The organism is Planococcus sp. MB-3u-03 (assembly GCF_002833405.1).
In the GTDB taxonomy this organism is placed as follows: Bacteria; Bacillota; Bacilli; order Bacillales_A; family Planococcaceae; genus Planococcus.
The window spans coordinates 2,227,369-2,245,924 of the sequence record NZ_CP025135.1; the positions used below are offsets into that span (position 1 = coordinate 2,227,369).

An 18,556-nucleotide genomic window follows, 5' to 3' on the forward strand; every position below is an offset into this window, starting at 1 on the left:
GCATAACAAAAGCCTCCCGTTACAGGAGGCTTTTGTTGTTATGAAGTTGTCTCGATCAATCCGTATGAACCGTCTTTTCGTTTGTAGACGATGTTCGTGCCGTTTGATTCAGCGTCTGTGAAGACGAAGAAACTGTGGCCGAGCATATTCATCTGAAGAACCGCTTCTTCCTCGTCCATCGGTTTCAAGTCGAATTGTTTCGTACGGACGATTTTCAAATCTTCTTCGTCATCCGATTCCGCAGCACCGTTGTTTTGCGCCTCGCTTTCGGCTTGTGCAAAAGCAAGGCCCATTCCTTCACGATCACGGAATTTGCGGTTGACTTTCGTTTTATATTTGCAGATTTGACGCTCCAGTTTTGAAACGATCAAATCGATCGCCGCATAGAGATCATCGTGCCGTTCTTCAGCACGTAGTGTTAGGTTTTTCATCGGAATTGTAACTTCCACTTTTGTTTGGTTATGGTTATACGTTTTCAAATTGACCATCGCTGTTGCATTCGCTCCATCGGTGAAGTAGCGTTCGATTTTCTCTACCTTCTTCTCGATGTGTTCGCGTATTGCGGGAGTTACCTCAATATTCTCGCCTCTGATGTTGAATTGCAGCATGTGAACTCCTCCTTCTGTTTTGCTATCTATCTATTTCTAGTTGTTCCCTTCGGAATCCTTCTTGAAACGTAAAAAGTTTCAGCACTGTAGTAAAAAGGTAAACTATGTGACAAGGAGATGAAGCCAATGTTTACAAATAAAACAATCGTAGTGACTGGTGCCGCACAAGGCATCGGGAAAACCGTAGCACAATATTTCCAAAAAGAAGGCGCAAACGTCATCGGCTTGGATATTGAAGAAGTCGAGATCGACGGAGTGGAATACCGCCGTTGCGATGTTGGGAGTTTTTCGGAAGTCGAACAGGTCTTTTCCGACATCCACAAAGCGCATGGCAGCATCCATGTGCTGATCAACAATGCCGGGGTTTCGGAATTCACGCCGCTTTGGGAGTTGACGGAAGAAGATTGGGACCGCGTGCTCAATACAAATTTGAAAAGCGTCTTTATCTGCAGCCGTGAAGCTGCCCGCTATATGGACGAAGACATCCGGTCCATCGTCAATATGTCATCGACAAGAGCATTCATGTCTGAACAAGGGACGGAAAGCTACTCTGCATCCAAAGGCGGGATTTTTGCGCTCAGCCATTCGCTCGCAGCAAGTCTTCATACACAAGGCATCCGCGTCAATTCCATCGCTCCGGGCTGGATACATACCGGCGACCGAGACGAACTGCGCAAAGTCGACCATGAGCAGCACTGGAGCGGCCGTGTCGGAACAACGGACGATATCGCCAGAGCGTGCCTGTTCTTGTCGAATCCGGACAATTCTTTCATTACCGGGGAATGTTTGACGATTGACGGGGGCATGACGCGCAAGATGATTTATGAACATTAAGACAAACGGCTGCTATGCAGCCGTTTTTTTAATTGCCTAGGCGGCAGTCGCTTTTTCAAGCTTAGGCGCGGATCAAGGTGAGTATGCGGATCGATTCTGCACCCGCTTCCTGCAAAGTTTTTGCTGCCTGCCGCATGGTGGTGCCTGTCGTATAAAGATCATCCACCAGCACCAGCTGTTTCGGGACCGCTTCCCCGTTCAGTCGAAACAATTGTTTTGTCGCCATCCGTTCCTGGCGTGTTTTCTCCCCCAAAGTTTCGCCGCATTTCTCGAGCAGATGCCGGTACGGAACACCTGCCGCTAGCAGTAATTGATCCACTTGCGAAAAGCTCCGTTCGCGGAGCTTTTCGTCATTCATCGGAATCGGTACGACCACCGCCCGCTCGTGCGACAAGGTTTCCCTCAAATCCTTCGCAAATACTTGAGCCAATAAGACATCTTTTAAAAACTTGTATTGGTGAAACCAGTCTTTCATCGCGTCGTTGTAGCGGTAAAGGCTTTTTCCTGAGTGGATGAGATCCCGGTAGCCGTGCTCTTCCCAATAATGGCAATCGCGGCATATCGCCTCGCCTTCCTTTCCGCAAAATTTGCAGCCTGGCCCGATGATCTTCGAAAATCCATTCCGGCATGGCTGGCACACCAATTCTGGAGGTTCGTAGAGGAAAATACCGCACCACGAGGGGACAAAGCGCAATGCTTGGTCGCATAAACAGCAGTTCATGCTTTTCCCTCCTTGTTATAGAAGAGGATTTCCTGCCTCGCCGCATCCATTTGCCTGGTGATACCATTGTGGAAAAAGATGACTTCTCCAGAAGGATCTTTTGCGCTTCGCCCGACCCGCCCTGCAATTTGAATAAGCGCTGCGCGGTCGAATATTCGGTGGTCGGCCCCGACGACGGCAACTTGCAACCGGGGTATAGTGATGCCGCGCTCTAATATGGTGGAGGTGGCAAGACCTGATAAGGCACCTTCCCTCAATTGCATCACTTTTTCTTTGCGCTGTGGATCTTTCGAATGGACTGCAGCGATTGTGGAATCGATTTTTTGCAGGAGCGGACATGCTTGGTCGATCAACTGAATGGACGGAAAGAATAGCAGGAACGGCTGCTTTTTCTGAAGCTTGTCTTCTATCCAATTTTTTAATGGAAGAGGAAGCTTGCCTTTTCGGATATGGCGTTCATAATTCCACATCGCCCGGTAAGCGGGAACTGGCAGTGGCGCGCCATGATAGCGCCTGAATATATTGGAGTGTTCGGCAACTTGTTTTTGGAGTGTTTTGGATGGGGTGGCGGAAATGTAGATAACGGGAGCGGACGGCTTGGCGGCTTTTTTCACAGCCCGTTCAAGCGATGGGTCAAGCGAATATGGAAAAGCGTCCGCTTCGTCGACGAATAGTAAATCGAAGGCTTCCTGAAATCGATACAATTGATGAGTAGTGGCCAGGATGATTTCTCCGTAGCCGGTTTGTTCGGGGCTATCGCCGTAGAGTGTATGGATGATGGCATCCGGGAATGCCTGCCTGAATCTGGGGGACAGTTCGAGGATAACGTCGGTGCGCGGCGCTGCTACGCAGATGCGCAATCCTTTTTGCAGCGCTTCGTGGATCGGGGAAAAAAGAATTTCTGTTTTGCCGGCACCGCAGACAGCATACAACAGATGATCCGCTCCTTTTTGGATGCTGTCTGAGATAGCTTTCGATGCGTTTGCCTGCAGGGGCGTCAGACTGCCGTTCCATCCAAAGGCTCGGGGGCCGGCTTTTGGAATGGACGGAGCTGTCCATAAAACCAATTCCGTGCAGCTGCTGATGCGCCCCATCTTGATGCACGTCCGGCAATAGCGGCAAACTTGTCCGCATGTTGCACATGGGTAAGGAATCACGTAATCGGGTGATGTCTCCAGACACCTTGCACACTCGCCGTCAGCCGATACGCCGCTGACTATTTGCGCGTCGCCTCGATCGATGGCTTCCTGTATGAGTTCTTCCGGGAACGGAATGAATTGCTTTGTCCATATTCTCCCTCTTAAAAACGCTTCGATTGCTTGCATGAATTTCCTCCTTTTTTTATAGCCGAAAGGCCTTGACCGGTCATTTCTTTGCCCAGCCAAGGCCCATCGCACCCTCTCCTAAATGCGTGCCAATCACCGGACCAAAATGGGAAATCGTGAATTCCACATCCGGGCAGGCAAGTTCAAGCTCCGCTTTCCATTTCTTCGCTTCTTCCGGCCGGTTGGCATGGATGACCGTCGCTTTAAGCGGTTCTTTACCGCAATCTTTTTTCAATTCTTCAGCAATGCGGTTCATTGCCTTTTTTCGTGTGCGGATCTTTTCATAAGGAACGATCAGCTTATCCTGGAAATGCAGGAGCGGTTTGATCTGGAGCATGCTGCCGACCAAAGCCTGCGCCCCTGACAACCGACCGCCGCGCTGTAGATGGCGAAGGTCTTCCACCATGAAATAAGCACGCAAGGTTTTTTTCATTTCCTCAAGTTCCGCCAAAATACCTTTGGCATCCATGCCTTGTTCCGCCAGTTCCGCTGCTTTTAGCGCATAGAACCCTTGAACGGCACAAGCGATTTCAGAATCGAATACGTGGACATCCAAGCCTTCGGTCATGTCCCCTGCCTGCTTCGACCCAGCCATCGTTCCACTGATTCCGCTCGACAGGTGAATGGCTACCACTTCCTCATGTTGCCCTGAAAGTTTCTCATATAATGAAATGAACTCACCGACCGGCGGCTGAGAGGTCTTCGGAAGTTCTTCACGCGCTTTCTCGTAAAATTCCACAGTATCCAATTCGGTTTCTGCATAGGACTCGGTGCCGAATGTAATCTGCAAAGGCACTACGTGTATGCCTTTATCTTTTGCCTGTTGCTGCGGAATATATGCTGTGCTGTCTGTCACAATTGCTGTTTTCATTTTCAATCAGCCTCCACTGCTATCTTACCAAAACTCGCCTGCCAATAGACAAAAAATCCGGTCCATTGAAGGATCTATTTCCATCATTATTTTAAACTGGCACAAATCCAAAAAAGCTTTTCCGGATACAAGCATAAATTTGCCTGCCAGGAAAAGCCTTTCGTCCAGTTTTCCATCATTGATTCCCGATGAAATGCAGGCTCGTCACTTTCCAGTCATCCTGCTCTTTCTTGAAAACGACCACTTGGCGTCCGGATTGCTGCATTCCTTGCTCTGTTCCGGCTTCATTCATTTCCACGTCGATGGTCGCAAAAACTTCCGCTCGATCCGCTTCGTATTTGACGATTGTTTCATCGCTTGTCGCATACTTCGTATCATAATTTTCAAAAGCTTCGCTCAATGCCTGCTGGTCTTCTTCACGGTCGAAGCCATCGGGGTTCTCAGCGATGGTCGCCATGTAACGATCCATGTCTTCAGCATTAAAAGCCGCGATGTATTCCTCATACGCGCCAAGGAGTTCCTGCTTTTCATCTTCTGGAACTTCCGCAGCGATGATGTCTCCCTCATCGTCCAATGTAAATCCTACTTCTTGGTCTGTGATGCCATGTTCCACCGCATTATTTTCATTGGCCGCATTGCCGTCTTCAGCAGTATTGCCGTTGACCGACGAATCTTCCTCGCCTGAACAGCCTGCGAGTGCCAGCATGAGCCCTGTTGCCATTATCCATTTTTTCATGATGCATTCCTCCTGCGCTCATTTTGCCATAGCCTCGCGCGGAATACAATGAAGAAACAGTGTCAATACGCGACAGGACAATTCCTTCCGCTGTCATGTACAATGGAAGGAAACCGAAAGGAGACGATCATTTGGAAAAATGGGAAGCAGAGCGCTTGCTCAACCAAAAGATGCGTGACACACGTACGTATCCGAAAAAAAGAACCGCTGCACGAGCGAAAAAATACAATTTGACGATGGAACCGGCAAATGACTATATCGTGCTGGATTTTGAAACGACTGGCTTGCGTGCCGGCGATGATAAGATCATCCAAATCGGTGCCGTTAAATATATCGGGCATCAACAACAAGATACGATGTACCTGCTGATCAATCCGGAACGGCCGATTTCCAGCACGATCACCCGCATCACCGGCATCCGCAACGGAGACTTCCAAGATGCGCCAGTCATCGAGGAAATCGCTCCCCAACTGATTGACTTTATCGGCGATTTGCCGATTGTCGCCCACAACGCACCATTTGATATGGGATTTCTCTATGCGCTTGAGCACATCACGCCGGTGCCGCCTTATCAAGTCATCGATACGGTTAGGCTGGCACGTAAATTCATCACCGAAACGCCGAATCATAAATTGACGACACTATCCGCCTATCTCGAGCTCGAACACAATGCACACGATGCGCTCGGGGACTGTCTGGTCACTGCATCGATCTATCAGTTCTGTATCGGACGCATGTAAAAAAGCGCCGGAAGCTTTTGCTTCCGGCGCTTTTTCATGTTTTCGGCATCGATTGAACCGCTACCGCCAAAGGTTTTATCGTACTTCCACCCAACCGTTTTAATGGCTGTTACGACTGCCTGAGTACGGTCATTTACCTGCATTTTTGCAGAATGCTCGATACATGGTTTTAACTGTCTTTTCAGAGATGAACAAAGTTTCACCGATGACGCGGTTGCTCTGCCCGTCCGTCAATAGCTGTAAAACTTCGCTTTCGCGTTTTGTCAATAAATGGTAAGGACGGCGGATTTCTGTTTGATGGAAAGAGCCTTTGTTTTCACGTTCACTCAAACGGCGGAATTCCATCACCAAATTGCGCGTCACTTTCGGATGCAAGTAAGAGCCGCCTTTTGCGACCACTTTGATCGCCTGGATGATGGCGTCCGCGTCCATTTCTTTCAGCATATAGCCGAGCGCGCCTGTTTTAAGGGCATGCGTCACATACGATTCATCATCGTGAATGGACAGCATAATGACTTTAGCGTCCGGGAATCTTTCGATCAGTTCACCCGTTGCTTCGACGCCGTTTTTTTGCGGCATGTTGATGTCCATCAACACAACATCCGGCTGATGCTCTTCGTACAACTTGATGACTTCCTCGCCGTCGCCGCCTTCTGCGACCACTTCAAACGATTCTTCGAAGTCCAGGATGCGCTTAACGCCTTCCCGGAACAATTGGTGGTCATCAATAATAATAATTTTTGTCATTATGTCGTCCTCCTCAAAATACCATATCTTACATACCCGCCTTCAGCGGGATATGAAACATTAACACCGTTCCTTCGCCGAGCGTGGAGTTGATGAAGAATTCCCCGCCGATCAATTCGATCCGCTCCTTCATGCCGGTCAAGCCGAATGACTGGTCTTTGACGATTTCCTGGTCAAAGCCGGAACCATTGTCTTTGATGATGATGGAGACTTGTTCAGCGAGCCATTCCATCTTGACTTCGATATCCGTCGATTTGCCGTGGCGAATCGCATTCGAGACCGCTTCCTGCACGAGACGGAAAATGGATGTTTCAAAATTATTCGGGAGCCGGACCTCGTTTCCATTGGAATGGAAAAACAGCCGGACACCGCGATTGTATTCTTCAATCGTCTCCAGATATTTTTTCAATGTCGGGACCAGCCCAAGATCGTCGAGCGCCATTGGACGCAAGTCGTAGATGATGCGCCTGACTTCCGTAAGCGCTTGCCTCACCATATCCTTTAACGAAGAAATTTCCTTGAAGGCCTTATCTGCACCTTTTTCACGGTAGGTTTTCTCGATCAAATCCGAACGCAGCAGGACGTTTGCCATCATCTGGGCAGGGCCGTCATGGATTTCACGCGACAGCCTCTTGCGCTCTTCTTCCTGAGCTTCGATGATCCTTAAGCTGTAATCCTGCTTGCTCTTCGACTTGTCGACCGCGTCCCCGAAATCTTCCAGATCCGAAGATAAATAATTTGTGGCCACATTGATTTGATTGACTAGCCGCTCTGCACGCTCGATCGTCTGAAGTAGCTTCTGAAGCTTGCGCTGCAGGCGGTCCCGCTTTGCCGAAACTTTTTCCTCGGCACGGTTTAAGGATAATTGCACTTGCAATTCGTTGGCCAGCTCAAAGCTTCGCGAACCTGGCTTTCAGTGAAAGATTCTGAATGAACCCGATAGTTCTGCGAGTCGCCGGCGTGCCGAGCGGGTCCGCTCTTCGAGTGCGTCACCTTCCGCGATGATGCGGCTGATGTTCGCCCTGACATTCTCTAATTCGTCCTTCATCTCTTCATAGCTGCGGCGACTTTCTTCGCTAATGGCGAAAATATCCTGTTTCGACTGGTCCATCTTTGCGACCAGATCGTCAAAGATGGAATCTAATGAAGTTCCATCGTTTTCTTTGCCATTCTAAAACCGCCTTAGCTATACTTACTGTAACCATCCGTCTCTTTGCTTCTTTCGCCTTACGGGCTTTAACAAGTATATCACTATATACGCAACAGCATATTAAGAATACATTACAAATTATCTGATTTCATTTTACAACAGGGGAGTAAAATGCGAGAAAATTACATAACAGTAGGTTCTTCTACCAATGCAGAAATACTCATAAACAAATCCCGTTTCATCGGTCATGCTGCAAGGGCTGAAACAGAGGCGGAAGCGATCGCTTTCATCGATTCCATCAAGACGAAGCACCGCCAGGCTACACATAATTGTTCAGCTTACATCATTGGTGAACACGATTCCATCCAAAAAGCGAATGACGACGGGGAACCAAGCGGAACGGCGGGCGTTCCTATGCTGGAAGTGCTGAAAAAACAAGGATTGAAAGATACCGTGCTGGTGGTAACGCGCTATTATGGCGGCATCAAACTGGGAGGCGGCGGCCTGATTCGCGCGTATGGAAAATCCGCATCGGAAGCGATTGCCGCTTCCGGTGTAGTGGAACGCCGTTTGCATCATTTGATGAAGGTGTCCATCGATTATACATGGCTCGGCAAGATGGAAAACGAAATCCGCCAGTCAGATTATCCCTTGGCCGGAATCGATTATTCAGATGCCGTCGTCCTGTCCATCCATGTGCCGGTCGAAAAAGAACAACAATTTATCGACTGGATCAATGAACTGACGAACGGGCAAGCTGAAATCGAGTCAGCGCACAGCGAATTCCTCGAATTTCCCCATGCTTAGTTTCTTTTCATTTACGCGCGGAAAAATCACTGTATAATATCCACAGCACAAAAAAATGAAAATTCGTAAATTCACTATGTCCTTAAGATTAGTGAAAAGCTACATTCATGTGCTTGGCTACTACCAAAGCCGCACATAATCCCCCTTTAGAGGAGCAACTATAATGAGTAGAAAAATGCAGCGGGAGGTCAAGTCCAGCCGCCGGCGGAAAATCATTAAGATCTCCGCCATCCTGGCCGTCTCCCTGTTGATCAGTTTATCCGCATTTGGAATTTGGCTGGTGAAAAAAGCTGAGTTTGCCGCAAACAACGCATATGAATCTGCAGATGGACGCGACAAATCAGATCTTCGCGAAGAACAAGTTGAACCGCTGAACGACAATATCTCGATTTTGTTCATCGGAATCGACGATAGCGCTGCACGTGACCAAAGCAGCGATAATATCCGTTCAGACGCCTTAGTGTTGGCGACCTTGAATAATGAAGACAAATCAGTGAAGCTCGTCAGCATCCCGCGTGATACGTACACTTTCATTCCGGACTCGGGCTATGAAGACAAAATCACCCACGCCTATGCACTGAACGGCCCGCGCTCGACGATTGAAAGCGTCGAAGGCCTGCTCGATGTGCCAGTGGATTATTACATGACGATGAATTTTGATGCTTTCGTCGATGTGGTCGATGCGCTCGGCGGAATCACAGCAGAAGTACCGTATGACTTGAAAGAAAAAGATGAAACGGATTCCCACAATGCAATTGAACTCGAAGAAGGAATCCAGCAGCTCGACGGCAGTGAAGCCTTGGCGCTGGCCAGAACCCGTTACTACGACAACGATATTGAACGAGGCAAGCGCCAGCAGATGATTCTTGAATCGATCATGGATAAAGCCTTGTCAGCAGGATCCATCAGCAAATACGGCAATGTCATCGATGCGGTCGGGGACAATATGAAAACCAACTTAAGTTTCCGCGATATGCAGGCATTCTTCGAATATGCGAAAGATGGCAAACCGGATGTGGAAACGATGAGCGTCCAAGGATACGATGATATGTCGACAGGCATTTACTATTACATGCCTGATGAAGAGTCGCTTGAGGAATTGAAAGATATTCTCCAAAGCCACCTCGGTTTAAAACCGGATACGTCCAATCTTTCCTTGAATGAAGATGATCTCACCGAACAGGCTTTTCCAGCCACCGGATCAGATCAGGAAGAAGAATAAAAAAACTGGCAACCGCTATCGGTTGCCAGTTTTTTTTGCGCCTTTGATGATTTTGCCCAAAATAAAAAAGCGGCCGCAGCCGCTTTTTACTTCCCTATCATTCTCACTAGATTAATCAATGGGCGGTAATTCTTCCCTGCCAGCCCGACCACTTCCACGAACAATTCAATCGCCAGAAGCATGACACCGATCAGCAGGATGCCTCCCCATAAAGTCGCTTGGGAGAATAGCAAGGCTGCAAGCCCGAACAATGCGGAAATGCCATAGATGATCAGAACGGTCTGGCTATGCGAAAACCCGATGTTCAACAAGCAATGATGCAAATGCGATTTGTCTGCTTCTGAAATGGATTTCTTTTCACGCACGCGGCGCACGATGGCAAAGAAAGTATCCGAAATAGGAACGCCGAGCATGATAATCGGGATGATCAAGGCAACGACTGTCACGTTTTTGAAACCCATCAATGCGAGTACAGAAATCATGAATCCAAGGAACAAAGCCCCTGTATCCCCCATGAAGATCTTCGCTGGGTGGAAATTGTAGAATAAGAAGCCGATGGAGCTCGCGGCAAGAATGGCGGCTGTCGACATGACGAAAATATCGCCCATGATGAAGGCCATCGCCGTCAGCGTCAATAACGCTACCGTGGAAACCCCTGCAGCCAAACCATCAAGGCCGTCGATCAAGTTGATGGCGTTAGTGATGCCGACGATCCAAATGATCGTCAGCGGGATGCTGAAGTAGCCGAAATCCAAGACGCCCCGAACGGCAAGTTAATGAATGAAATTTCGAGCCCGCCGCCAATGACGACGACGCCGGCCGCAGCCAGTTGACCAAGCATTTTGGCTTTTGCTGTAATTTCGAGCATATCATCCAAAACACCCGTCACGATGATCAAAACGCACCGATAATGATAGCTGTTTCAATCGGGATCAGCGATGACTCGAAAGCAGCTGAAACCGGATCCTTCGGTTGAAGGAAAGATAAGCGATCAAAATGATCCGAATATGGCTAATCCGCCTAAACGCGGCATGATCCTTGCGTGTACTTTTCGGTAATTGGGCCGATCCACTGCCCCGATGCGAAATGCCAATCTCTTCACAAAGGGGTGTCAGGAGAATCGAAGCGATGAATGCCACAACCAGTGTCAGGTATAGCATGTCCTTCCTCCTTAAAAACTCTCATTTTGCATACATATCCATCATTATTATAGCATGGTCGATAAAAAGGAAGTGATATATGTTGCTATTCTTCATCTTTTCTTTAGTTATAGACGGCTTCCACGGAAGAAAAGTTTCCGGCTGCCCGACATTTTATGAATAAGTTATAAGCATGATGCTTTAGGACCGAACAATGAATATTTTGCTAATTTTCAGAATTTAAAGGCACTTTTATAGTATTATATCCATAATATGCTATAATAAAACCATGGATTACGAATATCATACTAATTTGAGCGGGAGTGCGGAATATGGACAGCAATCTTCTATTTTATGCATCGAAGAAAGAATGGTCTCCTTATGATGAAGCAGCTGTATTGAAAATGGATTATCCCAAACGAGCTGAACTCGCACGCTCCATTAATTGCGAAGGGCTCCTCGTTGACTTGTCACTCGATCAGCATCCCGAAGTGCGCAAAGGTGTCGCCGCTAATGCAGCCACGCCACTAACCACCTTGAAACGGTTGGCAGAGCAGGACCTATGCATTTCAGTGCAGGAAAAGCTAAAGAAACACTCAATGAACAACCCTTAAAATCATAAATTGACGCTTCCCAATCCAAAAGGGAAGCTTTTTATTTCTAGCGGAGGTTTATAAATTCAGAAAACAGGCTATGTATTCAGTAAGGAAATTCTAAAGGAGGCATTCAAATGGCTGATAAACAAGGATTCTCAGATAAACTGAAAGGCGCCGTCAGCAAAGGCAAAGGCGAGTTGAAAGACCAGGTCGGCAACGCGACCAATAACCCAGATATGCAAGCTGAAGGCAAATCCGACAAAACAAAAGGCAAGGTACAAGATACGGTCGGCAAATTTAAAGAAGGCTTTAACAAAGATAAAGTACATGAAACCCGGCGTAATTGCCGGGTTTTTTTATTTCCAAATTTTAATTTTCATAACTGCGTGAATTCAGTTATAATAAATTCTTGTGTGACTATGTTTAATTTAGAAGGAGAACTCCCATGAACAAGAAAACGCTTACAAACACTGAAACTTTAACTATTGGCCTTATGCTTTTCGCGCTGTTCCTTGGTGCCGGAAATTTAATCTTCCCTCCCTATCTCGGCCAATTGGCAGGAGAACAATTACTTCCCGCCATCATCGGTTTTTTGCTGACCGGCGTCGGTTTGCCACTGTTAGGCATACTTGCCATCGCAAAAGCGGGCGGAGATCTGCAGTCGATTGCTGGACGGGTTCACCCGGTCTTCGGCATCGTCTTTACGATGATCGTCTATTTGGCTATCGGGCCATTCTTTGGAATTCCCCGTACAGCCACTGTCGCCTTCGAAATTGGCACTGCGCCTTTTTTGTCCGCTGAAATGGCATCATCGTTTTGGTCATTATTTCTCTTCACGATCATTTTCTTTGTCATCACCGTCCTGTTTGCATTGAACCCAACGAAACTAGTCGATCGCATCGGTAAAATCCTGACACCGATCCTCATCGTCGTCATTGGCTTTTTAGCTGTCAAAAGCTTCTTGACGCCTATGGGGCCAATCAGTGCGCCTGTCGGAAATTATGACACGGAAGCGTTTTTCGAAAGCTTCCTTCAAGGCTATTTGACGATGGACGCAATTGCCGCCCTCGTATTCGGGATTGTCATCATCCAGTCCATCCGCGCGAAAGGCGTCGAAGATAAGAACACCATCCTCAAAACGACGGCATACGCGGGATTCATCGCGGCAGCCGGATTGTCGCTGGTGTACCTATCCTTAAGCTATATCGGGGCGACCAGTGTAGAAGCTATCGGCATGCAGGATAACGGCGGAGAAGTCATTGCGCTCGCTTCACGCGTGCTGTACGGCGAAATTGGGGGCATCATTTTAGCTACCGCAATCACATTCGCTTGCCTGACGACGTCCATCGGGCTTGTGTCAGCTACCGCCCAGTTTTTCAATAAAATCTTCCCACAATTGCCGTATGTCGTCTATGTATTCATTTTCGCCGGATTTTCAACCATCATCGCTAATGTCGGGTTGACCCAATTGATCGCTATTTCATTGCCGGTATTATTGGCCATCTATCCACTGGCGATTGTCCTTGTCATCCTATCATTTTTCGATCATTTCTTTTACCAAAAATCTTACGTCTATATCATTCCACTTGTGCTTACAGGTATCGTAAGCGTCTTTGATGCATTGAAGAGTTCAGGTTTTGAATTCAATGCAATCACGCAGATTTTCTCTTACCTGCCATTTTATGAACAAGGAATCGGCTGGCTTGTTCCCGCAATCATCGGAACGCTTATAGGCATCTTCATTGCGCGCAGCACCCACAAAAAATAAATGCAGACAACAAAAAGGCCGGAGAAATGTAACATTTCTCCGGCCTTTTTCTTTTTTTAGAATAGACGCGGTGTCGGTGGCGTACCCGTTTTCTTCTCTACGTTTTTATGGAAATCATCCACATCTCTAGGATTTTTCGTAGATTCAAAATCGTCACGGCGCTCTGCATCAGCTAGATGTTCTTCTTCTGAATCACGGCCGAACGGCGCTGGCCCAAGATTTGGATCCACTCCCGGAGAAGGTTCATCTTGTCGGCGGTTTACCCCATCTTCCCGGTTCAATTCCTTTTCACCGTCTCGGTCTCCCAGTTTCGGCTCATGCTCCATGCGCTTTTCAGATGGCTTTTCAGCTTCCGACGGCTTTTCACGGTCGCTGGTCGGGTGAATTTCAGCACCTTTCAAACGGGAATCCTGGGATTTGCTATGCAATTGGGATTTATTCGTCTGCTCACGCGTGGCATCGGTTGTGTAGATGCCGTCAACACCCGTATCGTGGCGGCCTTCATGTTTTTGAATGTCTTTGTCGATGAGCTTTTCATCGTCGTGCATTCTGCCGTCCCGCTCGACATCGCGGCCAAACGGCGCAAATGCTGTATTGCGCCCATCTGCCTCCAGGTCCATTGGGCGGTTGTCGTCAGAATGGGAAGAAAAGTGTTCGCTTTCTCCATTCCCGCTCGGCGTCCCATCTGTATATAAAAGGACAGCGCCGCGTTCAATTTCGCGCTCGTAATGGTCAGCCGTGTCGCGATCCACTCCGAACTCATCCAGTTTGGCGCGAGCTTTGTCCTCCCCGGTCAACAGGGTTTTGATGCGGTTGCCAAAAGAGTTCGCTTTGTTGGAATCCACCCCATAACGATCGTGGGCTTCATTCACCAAGTTTTTATCATTTGCAAGCACATGGATATCTTCATTCCGATAACCCTTTGAAATGAGGGCCTCCAAAGCGCGCTCCATTTCTTCCTGTGTATAAACGATTTCAAATTGACGGTTTGTCTGTGCCATTCATAAAACCTCCTGATTTAACTTGTCTTGCTATCTGTTTACCCGCACTTTATCGTTGCTAAAACATTTCGTTTCTTCTATATAATGATTTCAATCCTGTTAAAGTCCAATTTGCTGAAAACCAGAAAAACCCGATCTTTTTAAGATCGGGGCAAGCTATCATCTGTATTTTCTATCAGTCTTGCTTTGCGCTTCAGTTTTGCTCGTTCCGCCTCTGGCTTTTTCGACTTCAGGTTTTCCTGCGTCGTAAACGAAACATGGGCGCTCGTCTTTCACTAATGTGGATCTTGCAGGAAAGTCTCCCCGCGGGCGAAACGGTCTTCCTGTTCATCATAATTATTATCGACGGACTGGATATACTGACGGCGTTCTGCATCGGCCGGTTCGTGTTCCGGCGCCCCTTCCGATTCTTTCACCGCATCGATGATCCCTTTTCTTTCGCCTTCTACATAGAGCAGGATACCGCCTTTAGCGACATCTTCTGTGTACCGCTTTGACTCTGCTTCTGACAAGCCCAGTGAATCGATGGATTCCTTGACTGCGCTTTTTCCTGTTACGAAGCTCTTCATTTTATCTCCGAACGAGCCCGCTTTTTCCACTTCGACTTGATGGTCGTTTAGTTGATCCGTATGTTCAGCCACCGCATGGATTTCGTTTGCGGAATATCCTTGTTCATTGAGTTGGCTAAGTTTACGGTCAAAATCTTCCTGAGAATAAACAATTCCAAGTACTTTTTTATTTGATGAGTTCATAATAATACCCCCGTTTGATTAATTTGGCTGTTGCTATACTCTTCCTTTCCCCTCAACCTACTTTATCTAAACTTTCACGAAATTATTCCGATAGAACAAAAGGACTAGTAGTAAGTCCAATTACTGTAATGATTTGGCTATTATTTTAGCTGTTAGGCACTTTTTACCTTTTTTCTCAAAACAAGAGTAATAGAAATAAAAAAGCAGTTTATTTTGAAAATTGATGCTATCATAGATTTAATATATGTAATTAAAGTAAAATGTGGATGTGGAGGCGGTAATTATCGTACTAAACAATCTATCGGATATACGCTTGTCAGGGCCGCCTGGTCAAGCGGAGATAAACTCTCCTACATGGATGATTGAAGTACTGCCCATGCAAACGGAAAGGAGAGTCGACATGGACACAGGAATGCGACTGAAATACCATCGCTTGAAAAAACGTTTCAGCATGGAAGAAACTGCATCGGGCATTTTCTCTCCAAAAGACCTGAAAAAAATTGAAGCTGGGTTGAAAGAACCCGCCCTAAAAGATCTGGAAGCTTTATGTAAAAAACTTGAAATACCCCTAGCTGCCAAAGACAATCCAATTGGCAAAGTGCTAGTGAAAAACTTTAAAAATTCATTGCTCCATCCCCAAAATAAAGGCAAGATCATGGAGCATTACGCAGACATTTGCAACCACCCTCTTTTGCGCGCTGACGAAGACGTCGAACTTGAATTCGACATCCAACAAATCCGCTATTTTATCATCACAGGCGATTTGGAAAGTGCAGAAAAGAAAATCAAAGAAATGGACCGCTTCAAGGAGTTCATGGATCAAGAACAGTATTATCTGTATCACAAATACAATGGCAACTATAATTACATCTTGAATGATTATGAGAATGCTTTGAAAACTTATTTGATTGCTGAAAGGATTGCACCAAAATCGATTTCTCCAGCAGAACTTGGAGACCTTTATTATTCAATAGGAATTTCAAGCACAAAATGCGAGGAACATGAGTTATCCTATAAATATTCAGAAATGGCATTAAAAATTTATCAGCAAGAATTCGTACCCAAACGAATTGTAGAATGTCATCTAAATATCGCCATTACTCATGAACAATTTGGTAACCATAGACTATCGATGGAGCATTATAAAAACGCATTAACTATAGGGAGTAAATTGGATATTGATATCCTAAAATTTACTACGGAATATAATTTAGGCTTCTCGTATTTTATCTATCAACAATACGAACTAGCTATTCCACACCTGAATAATTCATTAAAGTATATACCTGACGAATATATTGCTGATAGTATTTCTGCACACTGCGTTTTGGTTAAAAGTCACTTAGAACTGGGTGATAAATCTAAAGCCAAAGAAATAGCAGCAGTTGGACAACAACTTGTTAAAGCTAAAGAACTGCGAATAGATTCACCATCAAATGATATTTTTAAAGACGCTTATATGGAATTTATAGCGTTAACTTATTTATTAGATGATGAAGATGATAAATTCGAAGAAATCATATTAAACAAATTAATCAATAGTTTTACAAATTCAAATAGTCCACATGATTTAGGATATTATTTAGGGTATTTGGGTAAAATGTATTTTAGACAAGGTCGGTATAAAGAGTCTGCCGAAATAACGGAAAATCTAGAGATGCTTATAAAGAAGTACTTAATATTAAATGGGAGTGATAAAGAATGAAAAAGCACTGCAATTTTATTTGTATCTACAATTGTATTAAGTACGTTGCCAGCATTCAACACACTATCAGACTCTGAAGACTTAGCTGCTAAAGCTCGCGTGCCTGAACCTTGGTCCGTCGAAGATCAATTCGCCGCTAAAGCTCGCGTACCTGAGCCTTGGTCCGTCGAAGATCAGTTCGCCGCTAAAGCTCGCGTACCTGAGCCTTGGTCCGTCGAAGATCAGTTCGCCGCTAAAGCTCGCGTACCTGAGCCTTGGTCCGTCGAAGATCAGTTCGCCGCTAAAGCTCGCGTACCTGAGCCTTGGTCCGTCGAAGATCAGTTCGCCGCTAAAGCTCGCGTACCTGAGCCTTGGTCCGTCAATCAGAAAGCATAATTTTTAATTACGTCAATTTTTACCCGCCCTTCCAATACGGAGGGCGGGTTTTTGCTTGTTAAATAAAAAAACACAGGGGCAGCCCCTGTGTTTTGTCTTATTGATTTTGTTTTTTTTCGATCAAGCATTCCTTGACGAAGTACGAGAAGATGTTGCGTGAAGCTTCATCGCCTTGCAGTGCAAATTCTTCAGGATGCCATTGGATGCCCATCGCAAATTGATGTTTCGGGCTCTGCAATGCTTCGACAAGTCCATCAGCCGCACGAGCTGCTACTTCCAAGCCTTCTGCGACATCTTTTACGCCTTGGTGATGGAAGGAATTCACGTGGAATTCCTTTTCTTTCATGATTTCATATAACAAGCTGTCTTCTTCTAATTTTACGGAATGCGTACGGTGTGTCCGCATTGCCATTTGTTTATGCTGATAAAGCGTGCCTTCATATTGAGCTTCCAGGTCCTGATACACTGTTCCACCTAAAGCCACGTTGAACATTTGCATGCCTCGGCACATCCCGATAAACGGTTTATCCAGTTTCAGGAAATTCAAGATAAGTTCTGCTTCGTATTTATCGCTGCCTGGATAGACTGCGCCCAAACGGATATGAGGCTCCTCCCCATAAATATTCGGGTTGATGTCCCCGCCCCCTGTGACGATCAAACCATCCAATCGTTCGCACAATAGCGGAATATCTTCTTCGTCCACAATCGGGACAATCAAAGGTAATCCCCCTGCCTGTAAGATGGCATTTGCGTATACTGGATCCAAAGAATACATTTGATCTTCTTCTACACGGGCCGTAATTCCTATCACCGGTTTGTTTTCTGTAGCCACTATAATTCCCCATTTCTGCACAAAAAAATTTGTCGATGCAAGTTTATACCCTTTTTCAGGCTCGTGATAAACTTACATTTTCTTGCTTACAGATCCGGAAAGTGTTGATAGTGGCTTAAAGAGACTTTTCCTTCCTCTTCAAAACAAAGCCCCTCTTCTTCCAATAGCAGTTGTTGGGTATAGCGCCCTTCCCCGTCCTTGATGGCGATTTCGCCTTTCGCATTGACGATTCTGTGCCAAGGGATATTGTGTTTTTCACTCATGCTGTGAAGAATCCGCGCGACTTGGCGGGCAGAACGCGGGCTCCCGGCAGCATGTGCCACTTGCCCGTATGACATTATTTTGCCTTGCGGTATGTTTTTCATGACGTCGATCGCTTTCTTCGTAAATGGCTGCATCCTTTTATAACTACCCCTTTTTAGCGTTTGGTGAATTCTTCATTATTTCTTCAAGCAACTCGCCAGCCTCGTAGCGCTGAAGCAATTCTTCAACAAATTCATACAATGGCAGATTGGATGCTTCCACAGCCAATCCCTCGCTTTCGTCATGTACTTGGCGGTAATAAGCAGTCATTTTTCGACTTGCTCCTTGAAACCACCCAAACTGGATTCGCCTGTATGCTGCAGC

18 protein-coding genes and 4 pseudogenes are annotated in these 18,556 nt (G+C 46.4%); 8 read left to right on the forward strand and 14 right to left on the reverse strand.

The window, feature by feature from the left end:
* Positions 1-38 precede the first annotated feature (38 nt).
* Positions 39-608 (reverse strand): ribosome hibernation-promoting factor, HPF/YfiA family, encoded by a 570-nt coding sequence (hpf, locus tag CW734_RS12445; RefSeq protein WP_101190695.1) that lies wholly within the window; start codon positions 606-608, stop codon positions 39-41.
* A 126-nt stretch (positions 609-734) separates the two neighbouring features.
* Between hpf and CW734_RS12450 the strand changes: the two genes are divergently transcribed.
* A complete protein-coding gene (locus tag CW734_RS12450; protein ID WP_101190696.1) occupies positions 735-1,442 on the forward strand; it encodes an SDR family NAD(P)-dependent oxidoreductase in 708 nt (235 codons plus the stop codon).
* Between the two features lie 61 nt (positions 1,443-1,503).
* Here the strand turns inward: CW734_RS12450 and CW734_RS19095 are convergent, their stop codons facing one another.
* From CW734_RS19095 to CW734_RS12470, 4 genes are all read right to left on the reverse strand, one after another.
* Complete coding sequence (locus CW734_RS19095; RefSeq protein ID WP_232787051.1) at positions 1,504-2,163, reverse strand: ComF family protein; 660 nt, start codon at positions 2,161-2,163, stop codon at positions 1,504-1,506.
* The gene (locus tag CW734_RS12460) at positions 2,160-3,488 is read right to left on the reverse strand and encodes an ATP-dependent helicase ComFA (RefSeq protein ID WP_101190698.1); all 1,329 of its coding nucleotides are present in this window, start codon (positions 3,486-3,488) and stop codon (positions 2,160-2,162) included. Before CW734_RS12460 ends, CW734_RS19095 begins: the two co-directional genes overlap by 4 nt.
* 40 nt (positions 3,489-3,528) lie before the next feature.
* A complete protein-coding gene (locus CW734_RS12465) occupies positions 3,529-4,359 on the reverse strand; it encodes a DegV family protein (protein WP_101190700.1) in 831 nt (276 codons plus the stop codon).
* Positions 4,360-4,534: 175 nt separating this feature from the next.
* A complete protein-coding gene (locus CW734_RS12470; protein ID WP_101190701.1) occupies positions 4,535-5,095 on the reverse strand; it encodes a DUF4440 domain-containing protein in 561 nt (186 codons plus the stop codon).
* A gap of 131 nt (positions 5,096-5,226) precedes the next feature.
* Between CW734_RS12470 and CW734_RS12475 the strand changes: the two genes are divergently transcribed.
* Positions 5,227-5,835 (forward strand): 3'-5' exonuclease, encoded by a 609-nt coding sequence (locus CW734_RS12475; protein WP_101190703.1) that lies wholly within the window; start codon positions 5,227-5,229, stop codon positions 5,833-5,835.
* Between the two features lie 75 nt (positions 5,836-5,910).
* On the opposite strand, the pseudogene CW734_RS12480 reads toward CW734_RS12475, so the two are convergent.
* The 3 genes and pseudogenes from CW734_RS12480 to CW734_RS20070 all read right to left on the reverse strand — a co-directional run.
* A pseudogene (locus CW734_RS12480) lies at positions 5,911-6,582 on the reverse strand (response regulator transcription factor).
* 28 nt (positions 6,583-6,610) lie between these two features.
* On the reverse strand, positions 6,611-7,024 hold the full coding sequence (locus CW734_RS20065) for a sensor histidine kinase (RefSeq protein ID WP_442956973.1): 414 nt from the start codon (positions 7,022-7,024) through the stop codon (positions 6,611-6,613).
* 3 nt (positions 7,025-7,027) lie between these two features.
* Positions 7,028-7,717 (reverse strand): annotated as a pseudogene (locus CW734_RS20070) (histidine kinase); the annotation flags it as partial.
* A 186-nt stretch (positions 7,718-7,903) separates the two neighbouring features.
* Here CW734_RS20070 and CW734_RS12490 point away from each other — a divergent pair.
* Together CW734_RS12490 and CW734_RS12495 are read left to right on the forward strand one after the other, a co-directional pair.
* Positions 7,904-8,539 (forward strand): YigZ family protein, encoded by a 636-nt coding sequence (locus CW734_RS12490; RefSeq protein ID WP_101190704.1) that lies wholly within the window; start codon positions 7,904-7,906, stop codon positions 8,537-8,539.
* 163 nt (positions 8,540-8,702) lie between these two features.
* Positions 8,703-9,761 carry an LCP family protein gene (locus CW734_RS12495; RefSeq protein WP_101190706.1) on the forward strand — a complete coding sequence of 353 codons (1,059 nt, stop codon included), beginning with the start codon at positions 8,703-8,705 and terminating at the stop codon, positions 9,759-9,761.
* 86 nt (positions 9,762-9,847) lie between these two features.
* Here the strand turns inward: CW734_RS12495 and CW734_RS12500 are convergent.
* A pseudogene (locus CW734_RS12500) lies at positions 9,848-10,921 on the reverse strand (glycosyltransferase family 4 protein).
* Between the two features lie 311 nt (positions 10,922-11,232).
* Between CW734_RS12500 and CW734_RS12505 the strand changes: the two are divergent.
* The 3 genes and pseudogenes from CW734_RS12505 to brnQ all read left to right on the forward strand — a co-directional run bounded on the left by CW734_RS12505 (position 11,233) and on the right by brnQ (position 13,264).
* On the forward strand, positions 11,233-11,514 hold the full coding sequence (locus CW734_RS12505; RefSeq protein WP_101190708.1) for a hypothetical protein: 282 nt from the start codon (positions 11,233-11,235) through the stop codon (positions 11,512-11,514).
* Positions 11,515-11,630: 116 nt separating this feature from the next.
* A pseudogene (locus CW734_RS19100) lies at positions 11,631-11,810 on the forward strand (CsbD family protein); the annotation flags it as partial.
* Between the two features lie 131 nt (positions 11,811-11,941).
* Positions 11,942-13,264: a branched-chain amino acid transport system II carrier protein gene (brnQ, locus tag CW734_RS12515; RefSeq protein WP_101190712.1), complete on the forward strand. Its 1,323-nt coding sequence runs from the start codon at positions 11,942-11,944 to the stop codon at positions 13,262-13,264.
* A gap of 56 nt (positions 13,265-13,320) precedes the next feature.
* Here the strand turns inward: brnQ and CW734_RS12520 are convergent, their stop codons facing one another.
* A complete protein-coding gene (locus tag CW734_RS12520; RefSeq protein ID WP_101190714.1) occupies positions 13,321-14,265 on the reverse strand; it encodes a YflT domain-containing protein in 945 nt (314 codons plus the stop codon).
* 275 nt (positions 14,266-14,540) lie between these two features.
* On the reverse strand, positions 14,541-15,017 hold the full coding sequence (locus CW734_RS12525; protein ID WP_101190716.1) for a general stress protein: 477 nt from the start codon (positions 15,015-15,017) through the stop codon (positions 14,541-14,543).
* 400 nt (positions 15,018-15,417) lie between these two features.
* On the opposite strand from CW734_RS12525, the gene CW734_RS12530 reads away from it, so the two are divergent.
* The gene (locus CW734_RS12530) at positions 15,418-16,722 is read left to right on the forward strand and encodes a tetratricopeptide repeat protein (RefSeq protein WP_198551088.1); all 1,305 of its coding nucleotides are present in this window, start codon (positions 15,418-15,420) and stop codon (positions 16,720-16,722) included.
* A 472-nt stretch (positions 16,723-17,194) separates the two neighbouring features.
* Here the strand turns inward: CW734_RS12530 and CW734_RS12540 are convergent, their stop codons facing one another.
* The 3 genes from CW734_RS12540 to CW734_RS19105 form a co-directional block, all read right to left on the reverse strand.
* Positions 17,195-17,929 (reverse strand): gamma-glutamyl-gamma-aminobutyrate hydrolase family protein, encoded by a 735-nt coding sequence (locus tag CW734_RS12540; RefSeq protein ID WP_101190720.1) that lies wholly within the window; start codon positions 17,927-17,929, stop codon positions 17,195-17,197.
* 86 nt (positions 17,930-18,015) lie between these two features.
* A complete protein-coding gene (locus CW734_RS12545; protein ID WP_101190722.1) occupies positions 18,016-18,327 on the reverse strand; it encodes an MGMT family protein in 312 nt (103 codons plus the stop codon).
* A 10-nt stretch (positions 18,328-18,337) separates the two neighbouring features.
* On the reverse strand, positions 18,338-18,502 hold the full coding sequence (locus CW734_RS19105) for a hypothetical protein (RefSeq protein ID WP_232787052.1): 165 nt from the start codon (positions 18,500-18,502) through the stop codon (positions 18,338-18,340).
* Positions 18,503-18,556: the final 54 nt, after the last annotated feature.

Coding starts and splice junctions, on each gene's coding strand:
- hpf (WP_101190695.1), bottom strand. CDS start 608: ATGCTGCAATTCAACATCAGAGGCGAGAATATTGAGGTAACTCCCGCA.
- CW734_RS12450 (WP_101190696.1), top strand. CDS start 735: ATGTTTACAAATAAAACAATCGTAGTGACTGGTGCCGCACAAGGCATC.
- CW734_RS19095 (WP_232787051.1), bottom strand. CDS start 2,163: ATGAACTGCTGTTTATGCGACCAAGCATTGCGCTTTGTCCCCTCGTGG.
- CW734_RS12460 (WP_101190698.1), bottom strand. CDS start 3,488: ATGCAAGCAATCGAAGCGTTTTTAAGAGGGAGAATATGGACAAAGCAA.
- CW734_RS12465 (WP_101190700.1), bottom strand. CDS start 4,359: ATGAAAACAGCAATTGTGACAGACAGCACAGCATATATTCCGCAGCAA.
- CW734_RS12470 (WP_101190701.1), bottom strand. CDS start 5,095: ATGAAAAAATGGATAATGGCAACAGGGCTCATGCTGGCACTCGCAGGC.
- CW734_RS20065 (WP_442956973.1), bottom strand. CDS start 7,024: ATGGCGCTCGACGATCTTGGGCTGGTCCCGACATTGAAAAAATATCTG.
- CW734_RS12490 (WP_101190704.1), top strand. CDS start 7,904: ATGCGAGAAAATTACATAACAGTAGGTTCTTCTACCAATGCAGAAATA.
- CW734_RS12495 (WP_101190706.1), top strand. CDS start 8,703: ATGAGTAGAAAAATGCAGCGGGAGGTCAAGTCCAGCCGCCGGCGGAAA.
- CW734_RS12505 (WP_101190708.1), top strand. CDS start 11,233: ATGGACAGCAATCTTCTATTTTATGCATCGAAGAAAGAATGGTCTCCT.
- brnQ (WP_101190712.1), top strand. CDS start 11,942: ATGAACAAGAAAACGCTTACAAACACTGAAACTTTAACTATTGGCCTT.
- CW734_RS12520 (WP_101190714.1), bottom strand. CDS start 14,265: ATGGCACAGACAAACCGTCAATTTGAAATCGTTTATACACAGGAAGAA.
- CW734_RS12525 (WP_101190716.1), bottom strand. CDS start 15,017: ATGAACTCATCAAATAAAAAAGTACTTGGAATTGTTTATTCTCAGGAA.
- CW734_RS12530 (WP_198551088.1), top strand. CDS start 15,418: ATGGACACAGGAATGCGACTGAAATACCATCGCTTGAAAAAACGTTTC.
- CW734_RS12545 (WP_101190722.1), bottom strand. CDS start 18,327: ATGCAGCCATTTACGAAGAAAGCGATCGACGTCATGAAAAACATACCG.
- CW734_RS19105 (WP_232787052.1), bottom strand. CDS start 18,502: ATGACTGCTTATTACCGCCAAGTACATGACGAAAGCGAGGGATTGGCT.